This window comes from Negativicoccus succinicivorans (genome assembly GCF_018372215.1).
Classification (GTDB): domain Bacteria; phylum Bacillota; class Negativicutes; order Veillonellales; family Negativicoccaceae; genus Negativicoccus.
Genome location: NZ_JAHAJN010000014.1, coordinates 1 through 21,138 on the forward strand (window position 1 = coordinate 1; position 21,138 = coordinate 21,138).

Annotated in this window: 25 protein-coding genes; all 25 read left to right on the forward strand. The window is 55.0% G+C overall.

Annotated features, from left to right (window positions below):
* Positions 1-375 precede the first annotated feature (375 nt).
* The gene (locus KIB08_RS06520) at positions 376-1,509 is read left to right on the forward strand and encodes a peptidoglycan-binding protein (RefSeq protein WP_303991081.1); all 1,134 of its coding nucleotides are present in this window, start codon (positions 376-378) and stop codon (positions 1,507-1,509) included.
* Positions 1,510-1,657: 148 nt separating this feature from the next.
* Positions 1,658-2,155 (forward strand): crossover junction endodeoxyribonuclease RuvC, encoded by a 498-nt coding sequence (ruvC, locus tag KIB08_RS06525; RefSeq protein WP_052099466.1) that lies wholly within the window; start codon positions 1,658-1,660, stop codon positions 2,153-2,155.
* Positions 2,152-2,760, forward strand: a complete 609-nt coding sequence (ruvA, locus tag KIB08_RS06530; RefSeq protein WP_303991084.1) for a Holliday junction branch migration protein RuvA — start codon at positions 2,152-2,154, stop codon at positions 2,758-2,760. The genes ruvC and ruvA overlap by 4 nt, the downstream gene beginning before the upstream one ends.
* Positions 2,761-2,762: 2 nt before the next feature.
* Positions 2,763-3,800, forward strand: coding sequence for a Holliday junction branch migration DNA helicase RuvB (ruvB, locus tag KIB08_RS06535; RefSeq protein ID WP_303991086.1), 1,038 nt, complete (start codon positions 2,763-2,765; stop codon positions 3,798-3,800).
* Positions 3,793-3,999, forward strand: a complete 207-nt coding sequence (locus KIB08_RS06540; protein ID WP_303991088.1) for a DUF2905 domain-containing protein — start codon at positions 3,793-3,795, stop codon at positions 3,997-3,999. Before ruvB ends, KIB08_RS06540 begins: the two co-directional genes overlap by 8 nt.
* Positions 4,000-4,002: 3 nt before the next feature.
* Positions 4,003-5,355 carry a SpoIID/LytB domain-containing protein gene (locus KIB08_RS06545; protein WP_303991090.1) on the forward strand — a complete coding sequence of 451 codons (1,353 nt, stop codon included), beginning with the start codon at positions 4,003-4,005 and terminating at the stop codon, positions 5,353-5,355.
* 14 nt (positions 5,356-5,369) lie between these two features.
* Entirely contained in the window at positions 5,370-6,386 is a 1,017-nt protein-coding gene (queA, locus tag KIB08_RS06550; RefSeq protein ID WP_303991092.1) for a tRNA preQ1(34) S-adenosylmethionine ribosyltransferase-isomerase QueA, read from the forward strand.
* A gap of 7 nt (positions 6,387-6,393) precedes the next feature.
* Complete coding sequence (gene tgt / locus KIB08_RS06555) at positions 6,394-7,506, forward strand: tRNA guanosine(34) transglycosylase Tgt (protein WP_303991094.1); 1,113 nt, start codon at positions 6,394-6,396, stop codon at positions 7,504-7,506.
* 82 nt (positions 7,507-7,588) lie between these two features.
* Positions 7,589-7,924, forward strand: a complete 336-nt coding sequence (gene yajC, locus KIB08_RS06560) for a preprotein translocase subunit YajC (protein ID WP_303991096.1) — start codon at positions 7,589-7,591, stop codon at positions 7,922-7,924.
* Entirely contained in the window at positions 7,917-8,489 is a 573-nt protein-coding gene (locus tag KIB08_RS06565; protein ID WP_303991098.1) for a 5-formyltetrahydrofolate cyclo-ligase, read from the forward strand. Before yajC ends, KIB08_RS06565 begins: the two co-directional genes overlap by 8 nt.
* 23 nt (positions 8,490-8,512) lie before the next feature.
* Entirely contained in the window at positions 8,513-9,739 is a 1,227-nt protein-coding gene (gene secD / locus KIB08_RS06570) for a protein translocase subunit SecD (RefSeq protein WP_303991100.1), read from the forward strand.
* Positions 9,736-10,647, forward strand: coding sequence for a protein translocase subunit SecF (gene secF, locus KIB08_RS06575; protein WP_303991102.1), 912 nt, complete (start codon positions 9,736-9,738; stop codon positions 10,645-10,647). The genes secD and secF overlap by 4 nt, the downstream gene beginning before the upstream one ends.
* 320 nt (positions 10,648-10,967) lie before the next feature.
* On the forward strand, positions 10,968-12,119 hold the full coding sequence (locus KIB08_RS06580) for a GspE/PulE family protein (protein WP_303991104.1): 1,152 nt from the start codon (positions 10,968-10,970) through the stop codon (positions 12,117-12,119).
* On the forward strand, positions 12,109-13,143 hold the full coding sequence (locus KIB08_RS06585; RefSeq protein ID WP_303991106.1) for a type IV pilus twitching motility protein PilT: 1,035 nt from the start codon (positions 12,109-12,111) through the stop codon (positions 13,141-13,143). The genes KIB08_RS06580 and KIB08_RS06585 overlap by 11 nt, the downstream gene beginning before the upstream one ends.
* Positions 13,113-14,300, forward strand: coding sequence for a type II secretion system F family protein (locus KIB08_RS06590; protein ID WP_303991108.1), 1,188 nt, complete (start codon positions 13,113-13,115; stop codon positions 14,298-14,300). Before KIB08_RS06585 ends, KIB08_RS06590 begins: the two co-directional genes overlap by 31 nt.
* 14 nt (positions 14,301-14,314) lie before the next feature.
* Positions 14,315-14,698, forward strand: coding sequence for a type II secretion system protein (locus tag KIB08_RS06595; RefSeq protein WP_303991110.1), 384 nt, complete (start codon positions 14,315-14,317; stop codon positions 14,696-14,698).
* Positions 14,695-15,327: a prepilin peptidase gene (locus KIB08_RS06600; protein WP_303991112.1), complete on the forward strand. Its 633-nt coding sequence runs from the start codon at positions 14,695-14,697 to the stop codon at positions 15,325-15,327. The genes KIB08_RS06595 and KIB08_RS06600 overlap by 4 nt, the downstream gene beginning before the upstream one ends.
* The gene (locus KIB08_RS06605; protein ID WP_303991114.1) at positions 15,320-15,784 is read left to right on the forward strand and encodes a pilus assembly FimT family protein; all 465 of its coding nucleotides are present in this window, start codon (positions 15,320-15,322) and stop codon (positions 15,782-15,784) included. Before KIB08_RS06600 ends, KIB08_RS06605 begins: the two co-directional genes overlap by 8 nt.
* The gene (locus KIB08_RS06610; RefSeq protein WP_303991116.1) at positions 15,781-16,152 is read left to right on the forward strand and encodes a type II secretion system protein; all 372 of its coding nucleotides are present in this window, start codon (positions 15,781-15,783) and stop codon (positions 16,150-16,152) included. Before KIB08_RS06605 ends, KIB08_RS06610 begins: the two co-directional genes overlap by 4 nt.
* Entirely contained in the window at positions 16,145-16,666 is a 522-nt protein-coding gene (locus KIB08_RS06615; RefSeq protein ID WP_303991118.1) for a hypothetical protein, read from the forward strand. Before KIB08_RS06610 ends, KIB08_RS06615 begins: the two co-directional genes overlap by 8 nt.
* Positions 16,653-17,060 carry a hypothetical protein gene (locus KIB08_RS06620; protein ID WP_303991120.1) on the forward strand — a complete coding sequence of 136 codons (408 nt, stop codon included), beginning with the start codon at positions 16,653-16,655 and terminating at the stop codon, positions 17,058-17,060. The genes KIB08_RS06615 and KIB08_RS06620 overlap by 14 nt, the downstream gene beginning before the upstream one ends.
* Positions 17,027-18,349, forward strand: coding sequence for a hypothetical protein (locus tag KIB08_RS06625; RefSeq protein ID WP_303991122.1), 1,323 nt, complete (start codon positions 17,027-17,029; stop codon positions 18,347-18,349). The genes KIB08_RS06620 and KIB08_RS06625 overlap by 34 nt, the downstream gene beginning before the upstream one ends.
* Positions 18,333-18,791: a hypothetical protein gene (locus KIB08_RS06630; protein WP_303991124.1), complete on the forward strand. Its 459-nt coding sequence runs from the start codon at positions 18,333-18,335 to the stop codon at positions 18,789-18,791. The genes KIB08_RS06625 and KIB08_RS06630 overlap by 17 nt, the downstream gene beginning before the upstream one ends.
* A 127-nt stretch (positions 18,792-18,918) precedes the next feature.
* Positions 18,919-19,881, forward strand: a complete 963-nt coding sequence (locus KIB08_RS06635) for a cation diffusion facilitator family transporter (protein WP_303991125.1) — start codon at positions 18,919-18,921, stop codon at positions 19,879-19,881.
* Positions 19,878-20,945 carry an ADP-ribosylglycohydrolase family protein gene (locus KIB08_RS06640; RefSeq protein WP_303991127.1) on the forward strand — a complete coding sequence of 356 codons (1,068 nt, stop codon included), beginning with the start codon at positions 19,878-19,880 and terminating at the stop codon, positions 20,943-20,945. Before KIB08_RS06635 ends, KIB08_RS06640 begins: the two co-directional genes overlap by 4 nt.
* The last annotated feature ends 193 nt before the right edge of the window (positions 20,946-21,138 follow it).

A 21,138-nucleotide genomic window follows, 5' to 3' on the forward strand; every position in this document is an offset into this window, starting at 1 on the left:
TGCTGAAAACGTCAAACTCGAAGGTCTCCGCACATTCAGCGCGGAAACCAAAGACGGCGCTGACCTCGACGACCTCACCAAAGTACAATTGTCCTACAAATTCTAATTGGTGACTATTAAAAAGATGGCGGTTTTCCGCCATCTTTTTTTATTGCCGAAATATGGTAGCGAAACACGGCGCGGCGCATGTTGCCGTATGCGTTTCATGACGGCGCGCCGTCGGTCAATCTCCGTTCGCGTTGGCATGCTGACGTCATGCCTTCTTTTGCTATTTCTAACAGATGAAGCCATATGACAAAAAGAGATCATTCAGGTATAGTTTTGACAGAAAATTGATGCGCATAGTAAAATAGTAAAAGTTAAGGTGGTGACGAATTGAGACGAATCATAGCAGGACTTGTTTTCTGTCTTTGCGTTTGCGGCGCGAGCACCTCGACATGGGCGATGCAAAAGGGCGACGCGGGAGACGCCGTGCAGCGTTTGCAAGAGGCGTTGATCGAAGAAGGTTACCTCGCGCGGGAAGCGGATGGCGTGTTCGGTTCGACGACGGAAAAAGCGTTGCGTTTATACCAACGCGATCAGGGACTTCCCGTTACCGGTCAAGCCGATGAAACGATGTTGACGCGCTTGGCGGAGACGGACGCGCCGCGCGAAGGTGGCGGCATCTTGTACGCTCCCGGCAATTTGGGCGCGGATATAGTCACTTTGCAACAACTGTTCGCCGCGGAAGGATACGAGGTCGGCGCGCCCGACGGCGTGTATGGAGAACAACTTACCAAAGCGGTGCAAACATTTCAGCGGGAGCACGGCTTGCAAGTGATCGGCGCGATCGATGAAAAAACCTGGTCATTACTCACGCGCGGACGGGATAACGCTATCTCGCGCGGCGCGGTGAAAGGCATGCGCGAGCGCGCGGCGCATAAAAAGACCGCGGCGGAAAGTAATCGCGACAAGGCGCACGCGCTGAAAAAATCGTCTCGCTCCGCCGGTAAAATCGGTTTGCAGCAGGGCGATTCGGGCCAACATGTGCGACTTTTGCAAAGCCGTTTAGTGCAAAACGGTTACGATGTCGGGATCATTGACGCGACGTTCGGCGGCGCGACGCGAAGCGCGTTGCAGGATTGGCAAAAGAGTCATGGCGTGTCGGCGAACGGCGTCGCGGACGAATTTTTCTGGAACGAATCGGCGAAACTGACGCCCGCGCCGTCAAAATATTTGCATAAATGGACGATGCACGCGTCGGCGTATTCTTCGCAAAACGGCGGCACGGGATCACATACGGCGCGCGGCAGTTTGCTTTCGCGCGGGCATGTCGCGGTGGATCCGAGCTTGATTCCGCTGGGTTCACTGCTGTATGTGGAAGGCTACGGCTACGCGTTGGCGGATGATATCGGCGGCGCGATTCGAGGCAAGACGATTGATGTCGCGATGGAGTCGTATGATGAGGCGATACAGTGGGGACGGCGCGACGTCACGGTGTATTTAGTTAAAAAAGGACACGGCAAATAAAAAGCGAGTCGTCTGCGGACGGCTCTTTTTTTGTTTTATATTTTCCGCGTTATTTTTAAGTGAAACGCGGCGGCGCGCGGCGATCCGCAAGCATTTTAAAACAGCGGGTATGCTATAATAAAAGAAATATGGATAAAGGTGTGAAATCATGCGTGTTTTAGGGATTGATCCGGGAACGGCGATCTGCGGTTTCGGCGTCGTGGAGCGTAACGGCAGTCGGTTGCAAGTCATCGACTACGGTGTGCTGACAACGCCGGCGCATACGCCGATGCCCGATCGCCTGACGACTCTCTACCACGGCCTTGTCGACTTGATTGAAAAATATCAGCCGGAACGCGTGGGCGTGGAGGAGTTGTTTTTTAATAAAAATGTGACGACGGCCATCACGGTGGCGCAAGCGCGCGGCGTGATTTTGCTGGCGGCGCGATTGGCGGGGTTGCCGGTTTCGGAATACACGCCCTTGCAGGTGAAGCAGGGAATCGTGGGTTACGGGCGCGCGACCAAGCATCAAATGATTGTGATGACGATGCGTTTGCTCGGGATCCGTGAAAAAATTTCACCGGATGACGCGGCGGACGCGCTCGCGATCGCGATTTGCACATTATTGCAGGAACGACAAGCGGAACGCTGGGGGTTACCCAAATGATCGGTTATTTGCATGGAAAAATTACGCGTCTGGAACTGGATTGGTGCCTGTTGGATGTCGGCGGCATCGGGTATCGGTTGCGCCTTCCCGCCTCCACGCGCGAGGCCGTGGGACTCGGTGAGACGGTAACGCTGTATACTTATTTGCAGGTACGCGAAGACGCGTTGTCGCTGTACGGATTCTCGAGCGAAGCGGAATATGATTTATTTACCATGCTGATTACGGTGTCGGGCGTCGGACCGAAAGTCGCCATCGGCATTGTTTCCGCGATCGCGCCGGAAGCCTTTTTTGAAGCGATTCGGATTCGCAATAAAGCGGTGCTGATGAAGTTGCCGGGGATCGGTAAAAAATCGGCGGAACGTCTGGTGTTGGAATTGAAGGACAAAGTGCCCGCGGCGTCGGGCGCGCCGGTGGATTGGCCGGAAGACGTCGCGACAGCGCAAAGCGCGACGGGGCCGGTGGCGGAAACGGTGCAGGCTCTGGTGGGGCTCGGTTATACGGAGCAGGAAGTGCGCGGCGCGGCGGAAAAGCTGGCGGCGCAGTATCCGCAAACGGACCGCTTGCTGCGCGCGGTGTTGGCGCAACTCGGTAAAGAAAGAGGATGACGATGGCAGACGAACGGATTATCGCGCGCGAGGAAACGCCCGGCGACGGTTGGCAACAGTCGTTGCGACCGCGGCACTTGGCCGATTATATCGGACAGGAAACGCTCAAGCGCAATTTGGAAGTATATATCGCGGCGGCGAAACAGCGCGGCGAACCTTTGGATCACGTGCTTTTATACGGTCCGCCGGGGCTCGGTAAAACAACGCTGGCAGGCGTGATCGCCAACGAAATGGAGGTGCCGCTTAGGATCACGAGCGGTCCGGCGATTGAACGTCCCGGTGATTTGGCGGCATTGTTGACCAATTTGGAAACCGGCGACGTACTATTTATTGATGAAATTCATCGCCTTTCCCGCAGCGTGGAAGAGATTTTATATCCGGCGCTGGAAGATTTCGCGTTGGATATTTTGATCGGGAAAGGTCCGGGCGCGAAATCGGTTCGCATTGATTTGCCGCCGTTCACGCTGGTGGGCGCGACGACGCGCGCGGGTGCGTTGGCGGCGCCGTTGCGCGATCGTTTCGGCGTCATTCATCGCTTGGAATATTACCAACCCGGGGAAATCGAAAAAATCATTACGCGCTCGGCGCAATTATTGGGAATTGAAATGGCGCCGGAAGGGGCGGCGGAAATTGCTCGGCGTTCGCGCGGCACGCCACGTATCGCGAACCGCCTGTTGAAACGCGTGCGCGATTTCGCGCAGGTAAAAGCGGACGGCGTCATCACGTCGGAGATTGCCGATTTGGCGCTGGCGGCGATGGAAGTCGATCATGCCGGTTTGGACGCGATTGACCGCAAGGTTCTCGCGACGATTATTCGTCAGTTCGGCGGCGGTCCGGTCGGGCTCGACACCATCGCGGCCGCGGTGAGTGAAGAAACGGCGACGATCGAAGATGTGTACGAGCCGTACCTGATGCAAAATGGATTTTTACATCGCACACCGCGCGGTCGCGTGGCGACGGCGGCGGCGTACGCGCATCTGGGCATCGCGATGCCGCAACAGACGTCGGACGGCGATTTGTTTGAGGCGCGTCATGGGTAAAATGGTGATGATCCTCGGCGCCGTTTTATTTTTGATCGGCGCGTGCATGCATTTCGGCGGGCACTTTTTACCGTTGGGCAAATTGCCGGGAGATATTTCATTTACCAAGGGCAATACTACGTTTTATTTTCCGCTCGGAACATCGATTTTGCTTTCGATCGTTCTGACGCTTGTCTTACAGTTATTTACAAGGCGGTGAATTATGGTTCGATGGCAGCAATGCTGCGCGGTTATTTTGACGGGAGCGCTTCTTTTCGGCACGGCGGCGACCGTGGATGCGGCGGGCGTGAAAGGTTCGCCGGGCGCGCGTTCGCGTACGGAAAGCACGCGTGTGGTGAAAGGAGTGCCGGTGAAAAAGCCGGCGAAAGTGAAGATGGGACGTTACGAGACGCCAACGTCTCCTCGGGCAGAAGCGAAAGACAAACGGGGCGATCTCCGACAAGTCTTACCGATCACGGAAAATGAACCGGTCGTGCTGGTAGGTCTGATGCGCAACGCTCATTCACCGAAAGTGAGCATCAATGGCGCGTACACGGTGTATAACGGCACGCAAAAATGGAAAACATTCAGCAAAGGCGACACCTTGCGCATCGGCGTAAGCGCGAAATCCATTACGCTCGACGGTAAAAAAGTCGGCGAAACGGTGTATATCCGACCGGAAGGGTTCGCGCTGGTCGCGGTGGACGGCAACGAATATCGTGGCGCGCTGAAATTGATTCGGACGCCGGGGCATGACGGCGTGACGGTGATCAATGAAGTCGGCATGGAAGAGTATCTCTACGGCGTCGTGCCGCGTGAAATGTCGGCGTCGTGGGAGCCGAACGCATTGCGGGCGCAAGCGGTGGCGGCTCGCACGTACGCGCTCAATCATAAAAATAATTACGCGTCGCAGGGGTTTGACGTCTACGACACTATCGTTTCGCAAGTGTACGGCGGCGTCGCGGCGGAAGCTCCGGAATCCACGCAAGCCGTCAATGATACGGCGGGCGAAGTGATTTTGTACAAAGGCGAACCGATTGACGCGGTATTTTGTGCGCATTCGGGCGGCTACACGGAAGACAGTGAAAATGTCTGGGATAATTTCGTGCCCTACTTGCGCGCGGTCAGTGAGCCGTTGAACGATTTCACCAAACAACGCTGGGAAAAAGAAATTTCGCTCGCTGATTTGGAGAGCGCGCTGGCGGCCTACGGTAAAGATGTCGGCAAAATTAAGAATATTAAATTGTCCAAGCTGAAAAAAGCGCCGGTGAAAGCGTTTGACCGAACTGTTTCGGGACGCGTTCGCACCTTGCAGATCGCCGGTAAAAAACAGGCGGTGGCGATCAGCGGCAACCGTTTTCAGCAGATGTTCGACTTGCGAAGCACGATGTTCGATATCGTCAAAGGCAGCAAGAACGATCGCTTGAAAATTATCGGTTACGGGTATGGCCACGGCGTCGGCATGTCCCAATGGGGCGCGCAGATCATGGCGCAGCAAAAGCCGCGTGATCCGCATCATTATCGGGAAATTTTACGACACTTCTATACGGGTGTCACCATTGAAAAAATGTATTGAAACGAAGGTCAGATATGAACGTCAGTGAATTTAATTATGATTTGCCGGAGGAGCTGATCGCGCAAACTCCGGTCGAGCCGCGCGACACGTCGCGACTGCTCACTTTGGATCGTCAAACGGGCGCTACGAAACAGGGAACATTTCGGGATATTTTAGCAGACGTGCGCCCCGATGACGTGTGGGTTTTTAATAATACGCGCGTCATTCCGGCGCGGCTTTACGGTAAACGGCCGACGGGCGGCAGGGTGGAAGTCCTGCTGCTGCATCCGCTGGGCGAAGACCGTTGGGAAGTGTTGGTGCGGCCGGGCAAAAAAGCGTTGCTGGGCACGGCGCTTACCTTTGACGCCGGCGTGACGGCGACGGTGGAAGATCGCACGGACTTTGGCGGACGCGTTTTGAAGTTTACTTATGACGGCGATTTTTATGAACGCTTGGACGAAATCGGCGAAATGCCGTTGCCGCCGTACATTCACGAGCGCTTGCAGGATCGGGAACGGTACCAGACCGTGTACAGTAAAACGCCGGGGTCGGCGGCGGCGCCGACGGCGGGATTACATTTCACGCCGGAAGTGCTGGAAGAAATCGCCGCGCGCGGCGCGACCGTTTGCTACGTCACGTTGGATGTCGGACTGGGCACGTTTCGGCCGGTTTCGGTGACGCAGATCGAAGCGCATCACATGCATTCGGAAACGTATAACGTGAGTGAAGAAACGGCGCGGCTGATTAATGAGGCGAAACGGGCCGGACGGCGGATCGTCGCGGTCGGCACGACGTCGGTGCGCACGCTGGAGGCGGCGGGGCAAAGCGGCGTTGTGAAAGCGGGAAGCGGCGCGACGGAACTTTTTATTTATCCGGGGTATGAGTTTAAAATCGTCGACGCGATGGTGACTAATTTCCATTTGCCGCAGTCGACGCTTTTGATGATGATTTCCGCGTTTGCCGGTAAAGACCATGTGCTCGCCGCTTATCGGGAAGCGGTCGCGGCGAAGTATCGGTTCTTCAGTTTCGGCGACGCGATGTGGATACGGTAGGTGGAATATGGCGGTTATTACCTATGAATTAGTACATGAAGACGCGCAAACCGGCGCGCGCGCCGGTCGCATCCACACGCCGCACGGAAGTTTTGACACGCCGATGTTCATGCCGGTGGGCACGCAGGCGACGGTCAAAACATTGTCGCCGGAGGAAGTGGCGGAAACCGGCGCGGGCATTATTTTAAGCAACACGTATCATTTGTTTTTGCGTCCCGGCACGGAATTGATCAAAGAGGCCGGGGGCCTGCATCAGTTTATGAAGTGGCCGCGCGCGATGCTCACCGACAGCGGCGGCTTCCAGGTGTTCAGCTTGGGCGCGATGCGCAAGATCAAAGAGGAAGGCGTTTATTTCCGTTCCCATATCGACGGATCCAAGCAATTTTTGTCGCCGGAAGTGGCGACGCGCGCGCAGATGGATCTCGGGGCGGATATCGCGATGGCCTTTGATGAATGCATTCCGTATCCGGCGGACTACGAGTACGCCAAGCAGTCGACGGAACGCACGACGCGCTGGGCGAATCGTTGTCTGGAAGTGCATGAGCATCCGGCACAAGGCATGTTCGGGATTATTCAGGGCGGCATGTATCGCGACCTGCGGTCGCAAAGCGCGCGGGAGATCACGGCGCTTCCGTTTGACGGTTTCGCGATCGGCGGTTTAAGCGTCGGCGAGCCGCACGATCTGATGTATGAAATGCTGGACTACACGACGCATCTGATGCCGCGCGATAAGGCGCGCTACCTGATGGGCGTGGGCACGCCGGATTGTCTCGTGGAAGGGGTGGCGCGCGGCGTCGACATGTTCGACTGCGTCTATCCGACACGCGTCGCGCGTAACGGCATGGCGATGTTGAAAACGGGCCGGCTGAATATTAAAAATAAACAGTTCGAGCGCGATTTTTCACCGCTGGACGAAGAATGCGACTGCTACGCGTGCCGCCATTATACGCGGGCGTACATTCGCCACTTGTACAAAGCGGAAGAAATTTTCGCGTTCCGTCTGCTTTCCGTGCACAATATCCATTTCCTGCAGAGTTTCATGCGCGGTTTGCGGGAAGCGATTTTGGAAGATCGGTTCGGCGATTTTCAGCGTGATTTTTGGGCGCAGTGGCAACGCTAGAAAAAGATGCGCGTAAGATTTTCGCAGAGCCTTTGAATATGATAAAATAAATAAGATAAGATACGATTAAGGAGGTGCAAATATGCAACAATTTATGCCGTTAATTAATGCCGCATGGCCGTTTTTGTTGATGATCGCCATTTTTTATTTCTTACTGTATCGTCCGCAGAAACGGGAAAAGTCCGAACGTAAGCTGTTTTTAGAACGTCTCGGTCGCAACAGCAAGGTGATTACCGTCGGCGGACTGTATGGTACTGTAAAGGCGATTAAAAATGAATGGGTCCTTTTACAGATCGCTCCGAAAGTGGAAATTAAAGTAGCCAAAGCGGCGATTCATAAATTCCAATCGGAAGAAAAAGAAGAACCGGTCGCTAAAGAAGTCGAAGCAGAGCAGGAAGCGGCCAACCGTGATGCCTGAAATGACAGCGGCGCAAGCGCAGAAAAAAGCGTTGCGCCGTCCTCTTTTGGAACAACGGCAACACTTCGAGCCCGCTTCCGTCAGCCGCGCCATTTGCGAGCGCATCACGGATTCCGCGATGTTTCGCGACGCGAATGTTGTTTTCGGATATTTGGCGATGTCGCAGGAAATCAATATTGATCCGGTGCTTAGCGCCGCGCTCGCTCAAGGGAAAACCGTTGCCGTGCCGAAACTCACGGCCACGCTCGGCATCATGGACGCGGTCGAGCTGACTTCATGGGAAGATTTGGCGCTGAACCGCTGGGAGATTCGCGAACCGCGCGCCACCGCGGTGATGGATCCGAGGGAATTCGACTTGGTGTTGGTTCCCGGCTTGGCATTCACACGCAACGGAGCGCGCCTGGGCATGGGCGGCGGTTACTATGACCGCTGGCTGGTACATACAAATGCAAAGACACTCGGTATTTGCACCGAGGCCTTTCTCGTCACGCAGATTCCGCTTACGCCGAACGACGTAACGGTAGATGCGGTAGTCACGGAGACCGCCTGGTACACCGCGAGGTGACCGGCGGGGAGGGAGAATAAGTTTTGCGTATCAATGAGTTGTTAAAATTTTTATTGGCGATCGCTGTCATCATCGGCCTCTTTGTTTTCAAAGTAGGCGACTTGGCGGGATCGATCAAACAGGGCTTGGATCTGCAAGGCGGCACGCATATCGTGCTGGAAGCGAAAGATATGCCCGCACACGCCGTTACCGATCAGGACGTGGAACAGGTCGTCAAGATCATGGAACGTCGTATCAATGAAATGGGTTTGACCGAACCGATCATTCAGCGCGAAGGTTCGCGTCGTATCATCATCGAACTGCCGGGCGAACGCGATCCGGAACAGGCGATCAAAACGATCGGCAAGACGGCGATCCTGCAGTTCAAAGACGAGGACGGCAATGTCCGCCTTTCGGGTGAAGATCTGGCGACAGCGAAAGAAGAATTGGGACAGGGAAATAAACCTTTAGTCGCCATCGAATTTAATGATCAGGGCGCGAAAAAATTCGGCGATCTGACCACGCAAAATGTCGGTCGTCATATCGCGATCGTATTGGACGGCGAAGTCCTGACAAATCCGGTCGTGAACGAACCGATCTTAGGCGGTAAAGCAGTCATCACCGGTAACCGTTCGCTGGAAGAAGCCAAAGACTTGGCGATTCTTTTGCGCAGCGGCGCGTTGCCGGTTAAAGTCGACGTTATGGAAGTTCGTACCGTCGGACCGTCGCTCGGTCAGGACTCCAAAGATAAGAGCGTCATGGCCTTCGCGATCGGCCTTTCGTTGATCACTCTTTTCATGCTTTTGATTTATCGCGTGAACGGGTTTATCGCCAATGTGGCGTTGCTCGTCTATGTTTTGTTATTGCTTTTGATTTTAAAATTACTGCATGCGACACTGACCCTACCGGGCATCGCGGGTATCATTCTTTCCATCGGTATGGCGGTCGACGCGAACATTCTGATTTTCGAACGCTTTAAGGAAGAAATCGTGGCCGGTAAAGTATTGCGTCTGGCGATTCAGGCCGGTTTCAAACGCGCGTTCGCGACGATTTTCGACGCGAATATGACGGTTATGATTACCGCGCTGATCCTGTTCGTTTTGGGCAGCGGCACGATTAAAGGTTTCGCGATTACGCTCGGTTTGGGCGTGCTCGTCAGCATGTTCACGGCGATCACCGTCAGTCGAACGCTGCTGATGATGCTCATCAACGCCAACATTGTGCATAATCCCTGGCTCTTCGGAGCGCGGAAAGGGGGCTATGCCAAATGAATTGGAAGTGGAATGTAGTCAGCTATCGTAAAATTTGGTTTACATTCTCGACCCTGCTTGTCATTCCCTGCATCATCGCGATCGCGATGTTCGGTTTCAACTGGGGCATTGATTTCACCGGCGGCACGATTATCGACCTGAATTTCGCGCAGCTCGTGACGGTCGCGCAAGTGCGTGAGGCGGTCACCGACGACGGTCTCGGCGCCAGCACGATCCAGCTTTCCGGCAATGTCGACAGCGAATCGGGTCACGATGTGATGATTCGCACGCATAACCTGTCGGCGGAAGAAACGAATGCGGTCGTAGCTCATGTGCAACAAAAATTGGGCGATGTCGATGTGAATCGTATCGAATCGGTCGGCGCGGTCATCGGTTCGGAAGTGACTGAACACGCGCTGATCAATTTGCTGGTCGCTTTCGCCGCGTTGATCGCGTACATCTCCTATCGTTTTGAATACCGGATCGGCATTTCCTGTATCATCGCGATTACGCACGATATCTTAGTCGTGCTGGGCACATTCGCATTGTTCCAGCTGGAAATTGACGCGTCATTCCTGGCGGCGATTTTGACGGTTATCGGCTACTCGATGAACGAATCGGTCGTTATTTTCGACCGCGTCCGCGAAAACTTGCGCACGCATCGCAAAACGGATTCGTACGAAACGCTCGCGAATGACAGTATTAAGCAAAGTATTACGCGCAGTTTCTACACATTGACGACGGTTTTGTTCGCGGTCGGCTCGCTGTATTTCTTCGGCGGCGAGACCACGAAAAACTTCGCGCTTGTCATGCTGGTGGGTTTCATCAGCGGCGCGTATTCGTCTCTGTGCATCGCGACCTCGTTGTGGGTGGTATGGCGCAACTATGACGGCAAAAAGCATCATAGCGTACGCACGAAAAACGCGTAACGTGAAAAGATCCCGAGTTTTCGGGATCTTTTTTATTGCGGGATTAGCGGTTGTGCTCGCTGGAGTATTTTGAATTTTCACCGATTACTTTGGATATGGCAGTTTTCAAAAAGGTTTTGCCGTGCGTGAGAGTCTCGGTGTTGAAATGCATATCCGGCAACTGAAAAAAAGGACTGCGGGAGTCTTTTTAAGCTCGTCAAACAGCGAGGAAAAGGTCGCGTCGCTACAGCGAAAAATCTCCTTGACTTTTTATTTTCGTGAGATAGTATAAAAATATAATAGACGAAAATTTATGTTGCGAATAAAGGAGCAGCGACGACATGACGGCGCAGGAGATGGCAACACCTAAGACAGCGGTGCACGCATTACTGACGCAAGCAGTGGCTGACGGCGCGAGCGATGTGCATTTTGAACCGCAAGAGAACGAGCTGCGCGTGCGTTTTCGCATTCACGGCAAACTTTGGGAAACAACGCAACTCCCCGGGACTTTTGCGCCCTCGGTGGCGAATTATATCAAAGCGCTGGCGCATATGAATATGGCGGAAAAACGATTGCCCTTAGATGGCAGTTGCACTTTTGAAACCGGTAACAGGAAATATGATTTACGTATTTCTTCGTTACCGGTTTTTTATGGTGAAAAAATAGTGATTAGAATTTTAGGTAATCCGCTATTTGTGCCGCAACTGGAAAGGCTCGGCCTGTTGCCGGCGGCGCAGTCGCTGTTGGTTCGCGAATTGCGACGCAGCGCGGGACTGATCGTGGTTGCCGGCGCCACCGGAACGGGCAAAAGCACCACGCTGGCGGCGGCACTCGCCTTTTTGAATGACAGCGCGCGCAATTTGGTCTCGATTGAAGATCCGATTGAATATCATTTGCCCGGCGTGAATCAAGTGCAAGTGAATGAACAAAGCGGACTCACATTCGCCAAAGGACTGCGCAGTATTTTGCGCCAAGATCCCGATGTGATCGCCGTTGGCGAAATTCGCGATCGTGAAACGGCGGAAATCGCGATTCGCGCGGCACTGACAGGTCACCTGGTGTTGTCCTCGATGCACGCCAATACGGCGGCGGAAATACCGTTGCGTTTTGTGGAAATGGGAATCGCGCCGTATCTTGTGGCGGCGTCGCTGACGCTGGTGATTTCGCAACGTTTGCTGCGTCTTTTATGTCCCGCGTGCAAACAACCTTACCGTGGCGTTACGCCATGGGTTGAGGAGAGTGCCGATAACGCTTTATTTACGCGCGGCGGTTGCGAGCAATGCCACGCGACCGGCTATGCCGGACGGACAGGTATTTTTGAAATGTTGCCGCTGGATGAGCGCATTAAAAATCAACTGGCGTTGCCGGAAGGTGTTTCCGGGTTACGTTCGTTGTGCGGCAGTTTGACGCGCTTTCCGCTCGCGGAGCAGGTTCGTGAGATGATCGAGAAAGGCGAGGTAGGTGTAGAGGAGGCGGCTTTTTTTGCGAGTTAATTGGCAGGCGGATTGGTTGGCTCAGGCGTTACAACGCCAGGCGAGTGATATTCACCTGACTCCGGGAGAGCCGATTTATTATCGGCGGGAAGGACGACTGGAAAACAGCGGAGATATCATCAGCGAAGCGGTGTGGGATGCCTGGTGCGCTCATTTTTTAACAGCAGATGAGCAAACCAGCCTGCGTTCCGAACGTCATCTTGATATTGTTTGCCGTGAAAATCGACCGCTGCGCTTTTCTTTCTTTTTCGCCGGTGGCAAACTTTGCGCCGGCGTGCGAATTTTGTACGGTTTGGACGATTTACCGGCGGATCCCGATCCGGCGCTTTTGGCGGATGCCGCCGCGTTAAATGAGGGCTTGGTGCTGATCGGCGGCGCGACCGGCAGCGGCAAAACGACGGCGTTATTGCATGTTTTGGCGCAAATGAATGAACGGTTTTCGCGGCATGTGATTACGCTGGAAGATCCGCCGGAATTATATTTACCCGCCGGCCGTTGTCTGATTCGTCAACGCGCTGTCGGCACGGACGTGGCGGATTTCACGAGCGGCGTGTGGGAAGCGTTACGAGCGGATCCGGATGTGTTGGTCATCGGTGAATTGCGTCATCCGGAGACGATTCACGCGGCGTTGACGGCGGCGGAGACCGGTCACCTCGTGTTGGCTACCGTACACAGCGCAACACTGCCCGCCATGATCGGGCGGATGGTGCACGCGTTCCCCGCGGCGGCGCAAACGCAAGTGCGGTACCAAATCGCTGCGACATTGCGGCTGGCTGTCGCGCAGCGTCTGCTTCCGGTCGGCGCGCGCCGCGTATTATTGCGTTCGTACGCGTGGTGGACGCCGGCTTTGTCACGTTTGGTGCGTGACGGCAAAGAGGCGCAATTGAACGGTTATTTACAAACGGGCGGTGTGCAGGCGCAAACATTTGCGCAGGCGCTGCAACGCGCGCGGCAAATGCTTTCCGCCGACGAAAAAGACGATCTTGAGGAGCAATGGCGGCAATGCAGCGATACCACTATATAGCATTGGATGAGGCGCAACATTTGCGGCGCACGGGCTGGATTGAAAGCGCTTCTGAAGACGACGCGGCGGCGTTGCTGCGGGCGCGTTCCTGGTATGTGGTTCGTTTGCGCCGCGGCAATGCGTGGGAACAAATTTCGCAACGAAAACTCGGGGCGCGCACCTTGGCGCTTTTTACCCAACAGTGGGCGACATTGTTGCGCGCCGGGATTGACGTGTTGACGGCGCTGCGCTTGCTGAGTGAAACGGGTCCGCCCCGCTTGCAACAAGCGTTAACCGATGTCAGCGCGGCGGTGGAGACGGGTGACACGTTGCGGCAAGCCTTGCAAACGGCGCGCGCTTTCCCGCCGCTACTGATCGCGCTGGTGGAAGCGGGCGAAGCGGCCGGCGTGCTGGCGGAGAATTTAACATACGCTTCGCTTTATTATCGCAATCAGTTAAAACTGCAGCGTTTGCGTCGGGAGGCGTACAGCTATCCGTTGCTGGTGATGCTTGCGGGATTATTAGTCGGCGGGATTTCCGTGATTTGGATTTTGCCGACTTTTGCGAACCTGTTCGCCGATCTCGGCGCGCAGCCGTCGGCGGTGACGCAAACGGTACTAACGACGGCGCAATGGTTTCATTCCCATGTGCTTTTGATCGCGCTCGCGCTGTTTCTGGTTTTGGGTGTGATCGTCGCGCTGGCCATGACGCCGACCGGACGAATGGTTGTCGCGCGCCAAGCGGATCGTTTTACTTTATTTCGCGCGCCTATGTACGCGCGCATGGCGCAGGTGCAGGCGCTTTTGTTAAAAAGCGGTTTGGATCTTGCGGAGACATTGCGTCTGACGGCGGCGGTGACTAATCCGCTATACCGGGAACGCTTGCTTACCGCTCGCACCGCCGTGCGCAACGGTCGCGCGTTGGAGACGGCGCTGCAAGCGGCGGACATCACCGCGCCGGTGTATCTTCACATGGTGCGCGTGGGCACGGAAAGCGGACGTTTGGAGGAACTCTTGGCGGAGACAGCCGCGTATTACGAAGAGGAAAGCGCGCGCAGCTGGGAACAGTTGAAAACATGGTTGGGCCCGGTGCTTTTGTTGGCGACGGGATTGTGGGTAGGATTTTTAATGTACAGCATTTTACTGCCGATTATCGATGTGGTAACGGCTCCGATGTAGAAAGGATGATTTCCATGCAAAGAACGAAACAACGCAAACATGCCGGTTTTACTTTGATCGAATTGTTAATTGTAATTGCCATCATCGGGATTTTGGCGACGGTTGTTATACCGAAGTTCGGCGGCGCGGCGGATCGCGCCAAAGTGGCGAAGATTCAAGCGGATTTGCACAGTGTCGGAACGGCGGTGGCGATGTACCAGGTGGACACGGGCAAATACCCGAGTTCCCTGGACGAATTGGTAAATACGACCGACGCGGGCAAAGGGTACTTGGAAGCGGTTCCGAAAGCGCCGGATGATGAAAGCTACGACACGAGCAAACTGGCGACGAAGGGAGAAGTCACGTATAGCTATAAAGGCACGACATACTCCTCGCACGGCGGACCGAGCGGCAAATGACGCTGACCGCGGTCGGCGTTTTGCTGTGGCCCTGTCTCGCGGGACCCTGCATATGGCGTTGGGCGGAAGCGTATCGAAGGCGTTATGCCGCGGAGTGGGCCGAGCCTTTTACGCCGCGTCGCGGGTTAACGCGCGCGGAATGGGGCTTCGGTTTTTTAGCGGCGCTGAGCCTATTGCCCGGTCTGAATGCCGGGCGTTCGCTCATCGGCACGTTGGTACTGTGCGGACTGAGTTTGCTCGCCGCGCTTTGTGACGCGCGCTATGGCGTGCTGCCGAGGCGACTTTCACTTTTGCTTTTTCTGGCAGGCGTCGCGGAAAGCATCGTTGCGGGACATTTTCTGAGTGCATTGACGGCAAGCCTTTTAGCGGTTGTCGCGGCCGGCGTTTTATACGGACTCGCGCGCGGCGGCATGGGACAGGGCGACATTTGGTATTACGCGGCGCTCGCCGCTTGGTTGTCGCCGCTGCAAACGTTTTTACTGCTGTGGCTGGCGGCGCTCTTGGGGGCGTGCTTCGGCATCCTTTGCCGCGGATTTTCTTCCCGCCGTCAGGCAATTCCGTTCGGACCTTTTTTGACGTTGGCGGTCGGCTTAGCGACACCGGTAGGAAGTTGGCTGGGTTATGGATAAACAATCAAATCGCGGTTATTTGCTCTGGGAAATGCTGGTGGCGATCGCTTTAGTGGGGACCTTTACCGCCTGGTCCGCCGTAGAGTATGCGGCGTTTCAGGATCGGCAGGCTTTATTGCGAGCGACCTCGGCGCTTTGCGCCGCTATCCATCAGACGCAAGCGCTCGCGCAACAAAACCGCGGCGCGCAAAGCAATATGCCGACCCTGCATCTCAATGTCGATCATCGCCCGGCGATGTACTACGTAACGGCGCAAAATAAGCGTATCGGTCAACGCGCCGTCTTGCCGGAGGGGATTTCATTCAGCGCGGGGCAATCCAAGCTGGTCCAGTTTCAAAGCAACGGCCGACCGATGCAAAGTTACCGCGGAAACTACCAAATCGTTTTGGAAAATCGTCATCATGAACGTAAAAAAATTATCATCAGCGCACAGACAGGGCGGGTACGCGTGCAATGAAAACAAAATCGCGAGGCTTTATTTTTCCGGAAGTTCTTTTCTTAATTCTGATTATGACGGTGGTCGGCGGAACGCTCGCCGCCACCGTTTTGGGCGCGGTGCATAACGCGGCCGACGGTCGGGAGCAAACGGAGCGGGCGGCGCTGTTGCAGGAGGCGGCGGAAAAATTGAAATACGCCTACCTGGTCGACGGCGCGCCCGCCGGTTACAGCGTTACCGAAGAATACAATGCGCATCCCTTTACGATCGATGTCGTCGGTACAGAGGCGGCGGAGTCGGGCGTTTACGGTTATGAAATCACGGTCAGCGGTTCACGAGGCGCGGATGCGGTGACGCTTTGGCTGCCGCGAGGAAACACACATGCGTAAACACGCTGGCTATATTCTTTGGGAGCTTTTGCTGGCCCTGTTGCTCTGCGGACTGTTGAGCGCGGCATTGGCGCCGCGGGTGCGCGGCGTGTTGCAAACCTTTCAGCGACTTGGGACGGAACTTAAAATCAGCGAGGACAGCCGGTTCATTTTAGGAACGCTGGACAGCTATTTGTGGTCCGGCACGTCGCAAACAAGACCGGGACGAAAGAATCAATACGTTTTTGTGACGCCGAATCATTTGCGACACGCTTTTTACGCGAGCGGCGCGCTTTATCTGGAATTGAAAAACGGGCAGCGCCAGCCGATGACGGAAGCGGGCGACGGCACGGCCAACCGGCCGCGATTTCTTCCGGGAAAAGAAGACGGTGACAAAATGTTTGCGGTGGACGATCAAGGCCTTGTGACGGCGCAATTTACCTGGGTATACGGCGCGCGTCAACAGACGTACCGCACGGCGGTTTTGCCGTACGCGCAGTGGTACCGCGTGGGAGAGACCTATGTCGTGCGCTGAATCGCACCGCGGCAGCGTGCTCCTTTGGTGGTGCGTCGCGCTATGCGGACTGCTGACGCTTGCCGGGCTTGTGTTGCAGCAGGCATCTGCGGTGCGTACGGCGAGCGCGTATACCGTGACGGGCCTGCAAACTCGCTACGTCGCGGAAAGCGGGCTGAACTGGGCACTCGGACGTTGCGCCGCTCAAGGACTGCCTGACAATGTGGTGACGAAAGAGCTGGCGGTTCGCGACGGCTATCAAAATCGCGTGACGGTGGATCCGCAGGGCACGCGGGCGACGATTACCAGCGTCGCCGTGCACGATGCGGAACGAATCACGCTTGTCATTAAAATTAACTGCGTACCGAAAGGAGAAGGCAAATGGGAAATTGGCGTCAGCGAATGCAGAAGCTGACCGGCGCGGGTAAACGAATATTTGCCTCCTCGCCGTTGCCATTTTTGGCATGGGAAGGTGACGGTTTATTGTGCGTGCGGGAAAAAGCCAGCGGACCGGCGCAGTGGATTTGGTTGCCGCATGCCGCCGATGACTTGGAGGAAACGCGGCGAGCGCTGACGGAAACATGGCATGTGCCGCTGCATACGGTGGTGATGACGGCATCTCCCGCGGCGGTGCGGTATAAAACGGTGGCAATGGGAGCGCTCAATGAACGTGAGTTGCGAGAAATGCTGCGCTGGGAAGGCGAACGTTTCTTTCCGGATGTAGCGGTTCCATGGATCGGCACGCGTTCGGTTCCGTTGACGGAGGAGCGCGTTCGTGTCCTGATGGCGGCGATGACGTCTGACGCGGCGCCCGACGAGCGCTTGGCGGCATTGGGCGTGGAACACGTGATCGTAGTTCCGGAAATCGTCGCGCTGGGGGAAGCGCTGGCGGACTCCGCGGGAACGGTTTACTGCGCCGCTTCCCAAATGGTGGCGGAGTATCACGAGCGCGTGTGGACGGATTGGCGTCCGAATACGATCGCCGCAACGCATTCCGACGCGTCCGCGCCTGAAGATGAAGCCATCTACGTGCATGGCGCGGGCGCGGCGAGTGATGTCGGCGCGACTCGACCTTGGCCCGCGACCATTCCCGCGGAACTGCTCGGGGATACGCCTTCGCCATGGCGTGATGTCGCGTACCTGCCGGCAGCCGCCGCGCGAGCGGCGCAACGGCCGGAGAATGCCGCGCTTTGCCAAACGATTCGTTTAGAAAATCCCGCGCCGCACCTCGCGCCGTCTTGGTTTCGACTCGCGTTGGCGGGAAGCCTCTGTATTCTGGCGCTCGCGTTCGGGTATGCGGTATTTCATTACACCATGTATCAAAAAGAAATGAGCGCGTTACAAAACGAAACGACGGTCGCTCAACTGTCGGCACTGCGCACGCAGGCAGCCGCGTATCAGACGGCGGTACACGATCGGCAAGAACATGAGCGAACGCGCTTAACGGCAAGCAAACTGCTGCTCGTGATTTGCGACTCCTGTCCCGCCGATGTGACGCTGACGGAAATTCGCACAGAAAATGAGGACATTATTGTCACCGGAAATTTTCAGTCGGGCGCGCCCTTACATGATTGGAGTGAATATTTAAGCGCTCGTCTGGAACGACCGGTACGAAGTAAAATCGATCGTCATGTAGCGGCGGCGCATACTTTTACGCTGTGGCTGGGTCATGCGGAGGAGGAAGCTAATGCCATCCGTCACTAAATATCCTTTGCTGCTGTTGGCGGTACTCTGGCTACTGACTGTCGGCGCGTTCGGCGGCGGATACCACTGGCAAACGCGGAGCGCGGACGCTATCCGAGCAGAAGCGGCGCAGGCGCATGAAATCGAACGACTGACAGCCCAGCTGGCACAACAGGAACGATATCAAAAAGAAGCCGCGCGAATGATCGACTGGGAAGCGGACGCGATCCGGGCGCACGTGCAAATGGAAAGCAGCGAAGAGATTCCTTCTGCGGACGAGACCAAGCAATGGAAGATGACATTGGTCGGCGATTATTTTAATTTGCTGGAACTATTTGCCGCATGGGAAGGCCACCCGCACGCGACGGAAATCACGCTGATGAAAATGGCGCCGCTCAGTCAATCGGTTTGTCGCGCGGAAATTCTCGTTCGTCAAACCGCACCCGTAAAAAACTCACATTGAACTCTTTAGGAAAATTAAACGCAAGAAGTCAAATAGATGTAGTATAATATAAGGACATGGTGGAAAATACCACTTATTTATATTAAACACTTGTGAACAGATTTTACGGGAAGGATTTACACTATTTATGGAAACGAGTTTAACGGCGGAACAACGTTACGCGACAGAGCAACGCTTACTTTGGCAGTCGGCGGGTCTGATGGGTCTGATTGCCGTCGCGGCGACCTGGTTCGGCCTGCTCACGAACTCGCATGCTATTTTGATTGACGGGATTTTCTCGTTTGTGGCAGTCATTATTAAGATTTTAATGATCATGACTTCGCGTCTGACAACGAGGGAATCGAGCAAAAAATTTCAATTCGGATATTGGCAGTTTGAACCGCTCGTGCTCGCGGCAGAAGGCGGCTTCACGCTGATCATTGTTGTCTACGCGTTTTTGAACGGCATGATCAGTCTTTTCAGCGGCGGCAATGAGATGAACTTCGGCTTGGCGATTATTTACGCTTTGACGTTCACGTTTGCCAACATGGGGTATTATCTCTATGTGCATCGAGTAAATCGGAAACTGAAATCCAGCCTGATTCATTTTGACAATATGAGCTGGCTCGTCGATGCCTGTTTCGCCGCCAGTTTGTTTATCAGTTTCGGCTTGGCCTACCTGCTTGAACAAACATCGTATGCGCATTACGGGGTATACGTCGACCCGGTGATACTAATCATTTTGTCATTGACCATGCTGCCGGTTGCGCTCAATATTCTGGGACCTGCGGTAAGGCAGGTACTCGGCATGGCGCCGGAGGGTTTGCATGAAAAAGTTCATGAAGTGATGGACGATTTCATGGTCCGCTACCGTTTTAAGGACTACGTGAGTTCCGTGCAAAGGTACGGCAAAATCGTCTTTATTGATATCGATATTTTAATTCCGAAAAATTACCCGATCCAGGAGGTGGGAGATCTCGACCGTATTCGTGATGAGATTGATAAGGCCCTGGGCGGTAAATCGGTACGCAAGTGGCTGACCATTACCTTTACTACCAGCCGTCGTTGGATGGCGCAAGATTATGAGCTGTTGGAGGAGGAAGACGAATGAGTACTGTACCGTTTCGCGATATCCTGCTCGCTGGCGCCGCCGGAGATGCGATTGGCTACGTTGTTGAATTTGACGACGTGGAAACGATCAAAGAAAACTACGGTCCGCACGGTTTGCGCGGTCCTTTGAGCTTAGACGGCTCGGGTGAATGGTTGATTTCTGACGACACGCAGATGACGCTTTTTACCATTGATGGCATCTTCTGGTCGCGGCAGCGCGGGGATGCTTTGACGAAAGGTCTCTACCGTTCGTACATGCGCTGGTACTACATGCAAACGGGAGAAGAACCTCGGCGCGGGCAAAAAAGCTGGCTCAAAAAACAACCTTACGAAACGACGTATAATTTAGCGAAAGATCATCGTTTGCAAGAGCGGCGTCATCCCGGTATGACCTGCCTTACGGCATTGCGTGATCCGGCGGACCGCAGCATGACGCAGCCGCTTAACGACAGCAAGGGCTGCGGCGGTATCATGCGTGTGGCGCCGATCGGTTTATATTTTCACGGCGATCCGGAAGCCGCTTATGAGAACGGCTGCGCTTGCGCCGCGATTACCCACTCGCATCCGTCGGGATATATCGCCGCCGGCGCGATGGCGTCGTATCTGGCCTTGCTTTGCGACGGACACACATTGCGGCAGGCGGGAAAAGTCGTCAAGGAAATATTGCGCGTAAAAGAAAACGCAGATGAAGTATATGACGCTATCGTGGCCGCAGAAAAAGCAGCGGCTAACGTACCTGCATTGCGTAAAAAAGCCGGAGCCGATGATTGGTGGTACTATTTGCCGGGGCTGGAAGCACTCGGCGAAGGTTTCGTGGCCGAAGAAACCTTGGCGATTGCATTGTATTGCGCGTTGGCCTATTCCGGTTCGCGATACGCCGTGTTGGCGGCGCTGAATCACGGCGGTGATTCGGATTCAACGGCCGGCATTTGCGCGCAATTGGTTACAGCGGAAGCTCGGCGTAATCGGATTCCGGAAGAATGGTTGGAGCATTTGGAATGTCGTGATATTATCATCGACATGGCCGATCGACTGGAAAAAATAAGTTTTGAAGAAAAGGCTTGACACCGGAAAAAAGAGATGCTATTATAATCAAGTCGCATGAAGCGACGCGGTTCTTTGAAAACTGAACAATGCAAAGAATTAACGCCAATGTGCTGGTCTGATATACAGACCCGAGTCAATTACAAAAAGTCCTTGGCAACAAGGCAACAAATGAGCAATCAAACTATCATGGAGAGTTTGATCCTGGCTCAGG

Bases quoted from the DNA above. Each gene is read 5' to 3' on its own strand.
- KIB08_RS06620 (WP_303991120.1), top strand. From the start codon at position 16,653: ATGTCGTGCGCTGAATCGCACCGCGGCAGCGTGCTCCTTTGGTGGTGC.
- KIB08_RS06615 (WP_303991118.1), top strand. From the start codon at position 16,145: ATGCGTAAACACGCTGGCTATATTCTTTGGGAGCTTTTGCTGGCCCTG.
- KIB08_RS06635 (WP_303991125.1), top strand. From the start codon at position 18,919: ATGGAAACGAGTTTAACGGCGGAACAACGTTACGCGACAGAGCAACGC.
- KIB08_RS06545 (WP_303991090.1), top strand. From the start codon at position 4,003: ATGGTTCGATGGCAGCAATGCTGCGCGGTTATTTTGACGGGAGCGCTT.
- yajC (WP_303991096.1), top strand. From the start codon at position 7,589: ATGCAACAATTTATGCCGTTAATTAATGCCGCATGGCCGTTTTTGTTG.
- KIB08_RS06600 (WP_303991112.1), top strand. From the start codon at position 14,695: ATGACGCTGACCGCGGTCGGCGTTTTGCTGTGGCCCTGTCTCGCGGGA.
- KIB08_RS06590 (WP_303991108.1), top strand. From the start codon at position 13,113: ATGGCGGCAATGCAGCGATACCACTATATAGCATTGGATGAGGCGCAA.
- KIB08_RS06565 (WP_303991098.1), top strand. From the start codon at position 7,917: ATGCCTGAAATGACAGCGGCGCAAGCGCAGAAAAAAGCGTTGCGCCGT.
- KIB08_RS06540 (WP_303991088.1), top strand. From the start codon at position 3,793: ATGGGTAAAATGGTGATGATCCTCGGCGCCGTTTTATTTTTGATCGGC.
- KIB08_RS06595 (WP_303991110.1), top strand. From the start codon at position 14,315: ATGCAAAGAACGAAACAACGCAAACATGCCGGTTTTACTTTGATCGAA.
- KIB08_RS06610 (WP_303991116.1), top strand. From the start codon at position 15,781: ATGAAAACAAAATCGCGAGGCTTTATTTTTCCGGAAGTTCTTTTCTTA.
- KIB08_RS06605 (WP_303991114.1), top strand. From the start codon at position 15,320: ATGGATAAACAATCAAATCGCGGTTATTTGCTCTGGGAAATGCTGGTG.
- ruvB (WP_303991086.1), top strand. From the start codon at position 2,763: ATGGCAGACGAACGGATTATCGCGCGCGAGGAAACGCCCGGCGACGGT.
- secF (WP_303991102.1), top strand. From the start codon at position 9,736: ATGAATTGGAAGTGGAATGTAGTCAGCTATCGTAAAATTTGGTTTACA.
- KIB08_RS06625 (WP_303991122.1), top strand. From the start codon at position 17,027: ATGGGAAATTGGCGTCAGCGAATGCAGAAGCTGACCGGCGCGGGTAAA.
- ruvA (WP_303991084.1), top strand. From the start codon at position 2,152: ATGATCGGTTATTTGCATGGAAAAATTACGCGTCTGGAACTGGATTGG.
- KIB08_RS06580 (WP_303991104.1), top strand. From the start codon at position 10,968: ATGACGGCGCAGGAGATGGCAACACCTAAGACAGCGGTGCACGCATTA.
- queA (WP_303991092.1), top strand. From the start codon at position 5,370: ATGAACGTCAGTGAATTTAATTATGATTTGCCGGAGGAGCTGATCGCG.
- KIB08_RS06630 (WP_303991124.1), top strand. From the start codon at position 18,333: ATGCCATCCGTCACTAAATATCCTTTGCTGCTGTTGGCGGTACTCTGG.
- ruvC (WP_052099466.1), top strand. From the start codon at position 1,658: ATGCGTGTTTTAGGGATTGATCCGGGAACGGCGATCTGCGGTTTCGGC.
- KIB08_RS06640 (WP_303991127.1), top strand. From the start codon at position 19,878: ATGAGTACTGTACCGTTTCGCGATATCCTGCTCGCTGGCGCCGCCGGA.
- tgt (WP_303991094.1), top strand. From the start codon at position 6,394: ATGGCGGTTATTACCTATGAATTAGTACATGAAGACGCGCAAACCGGC.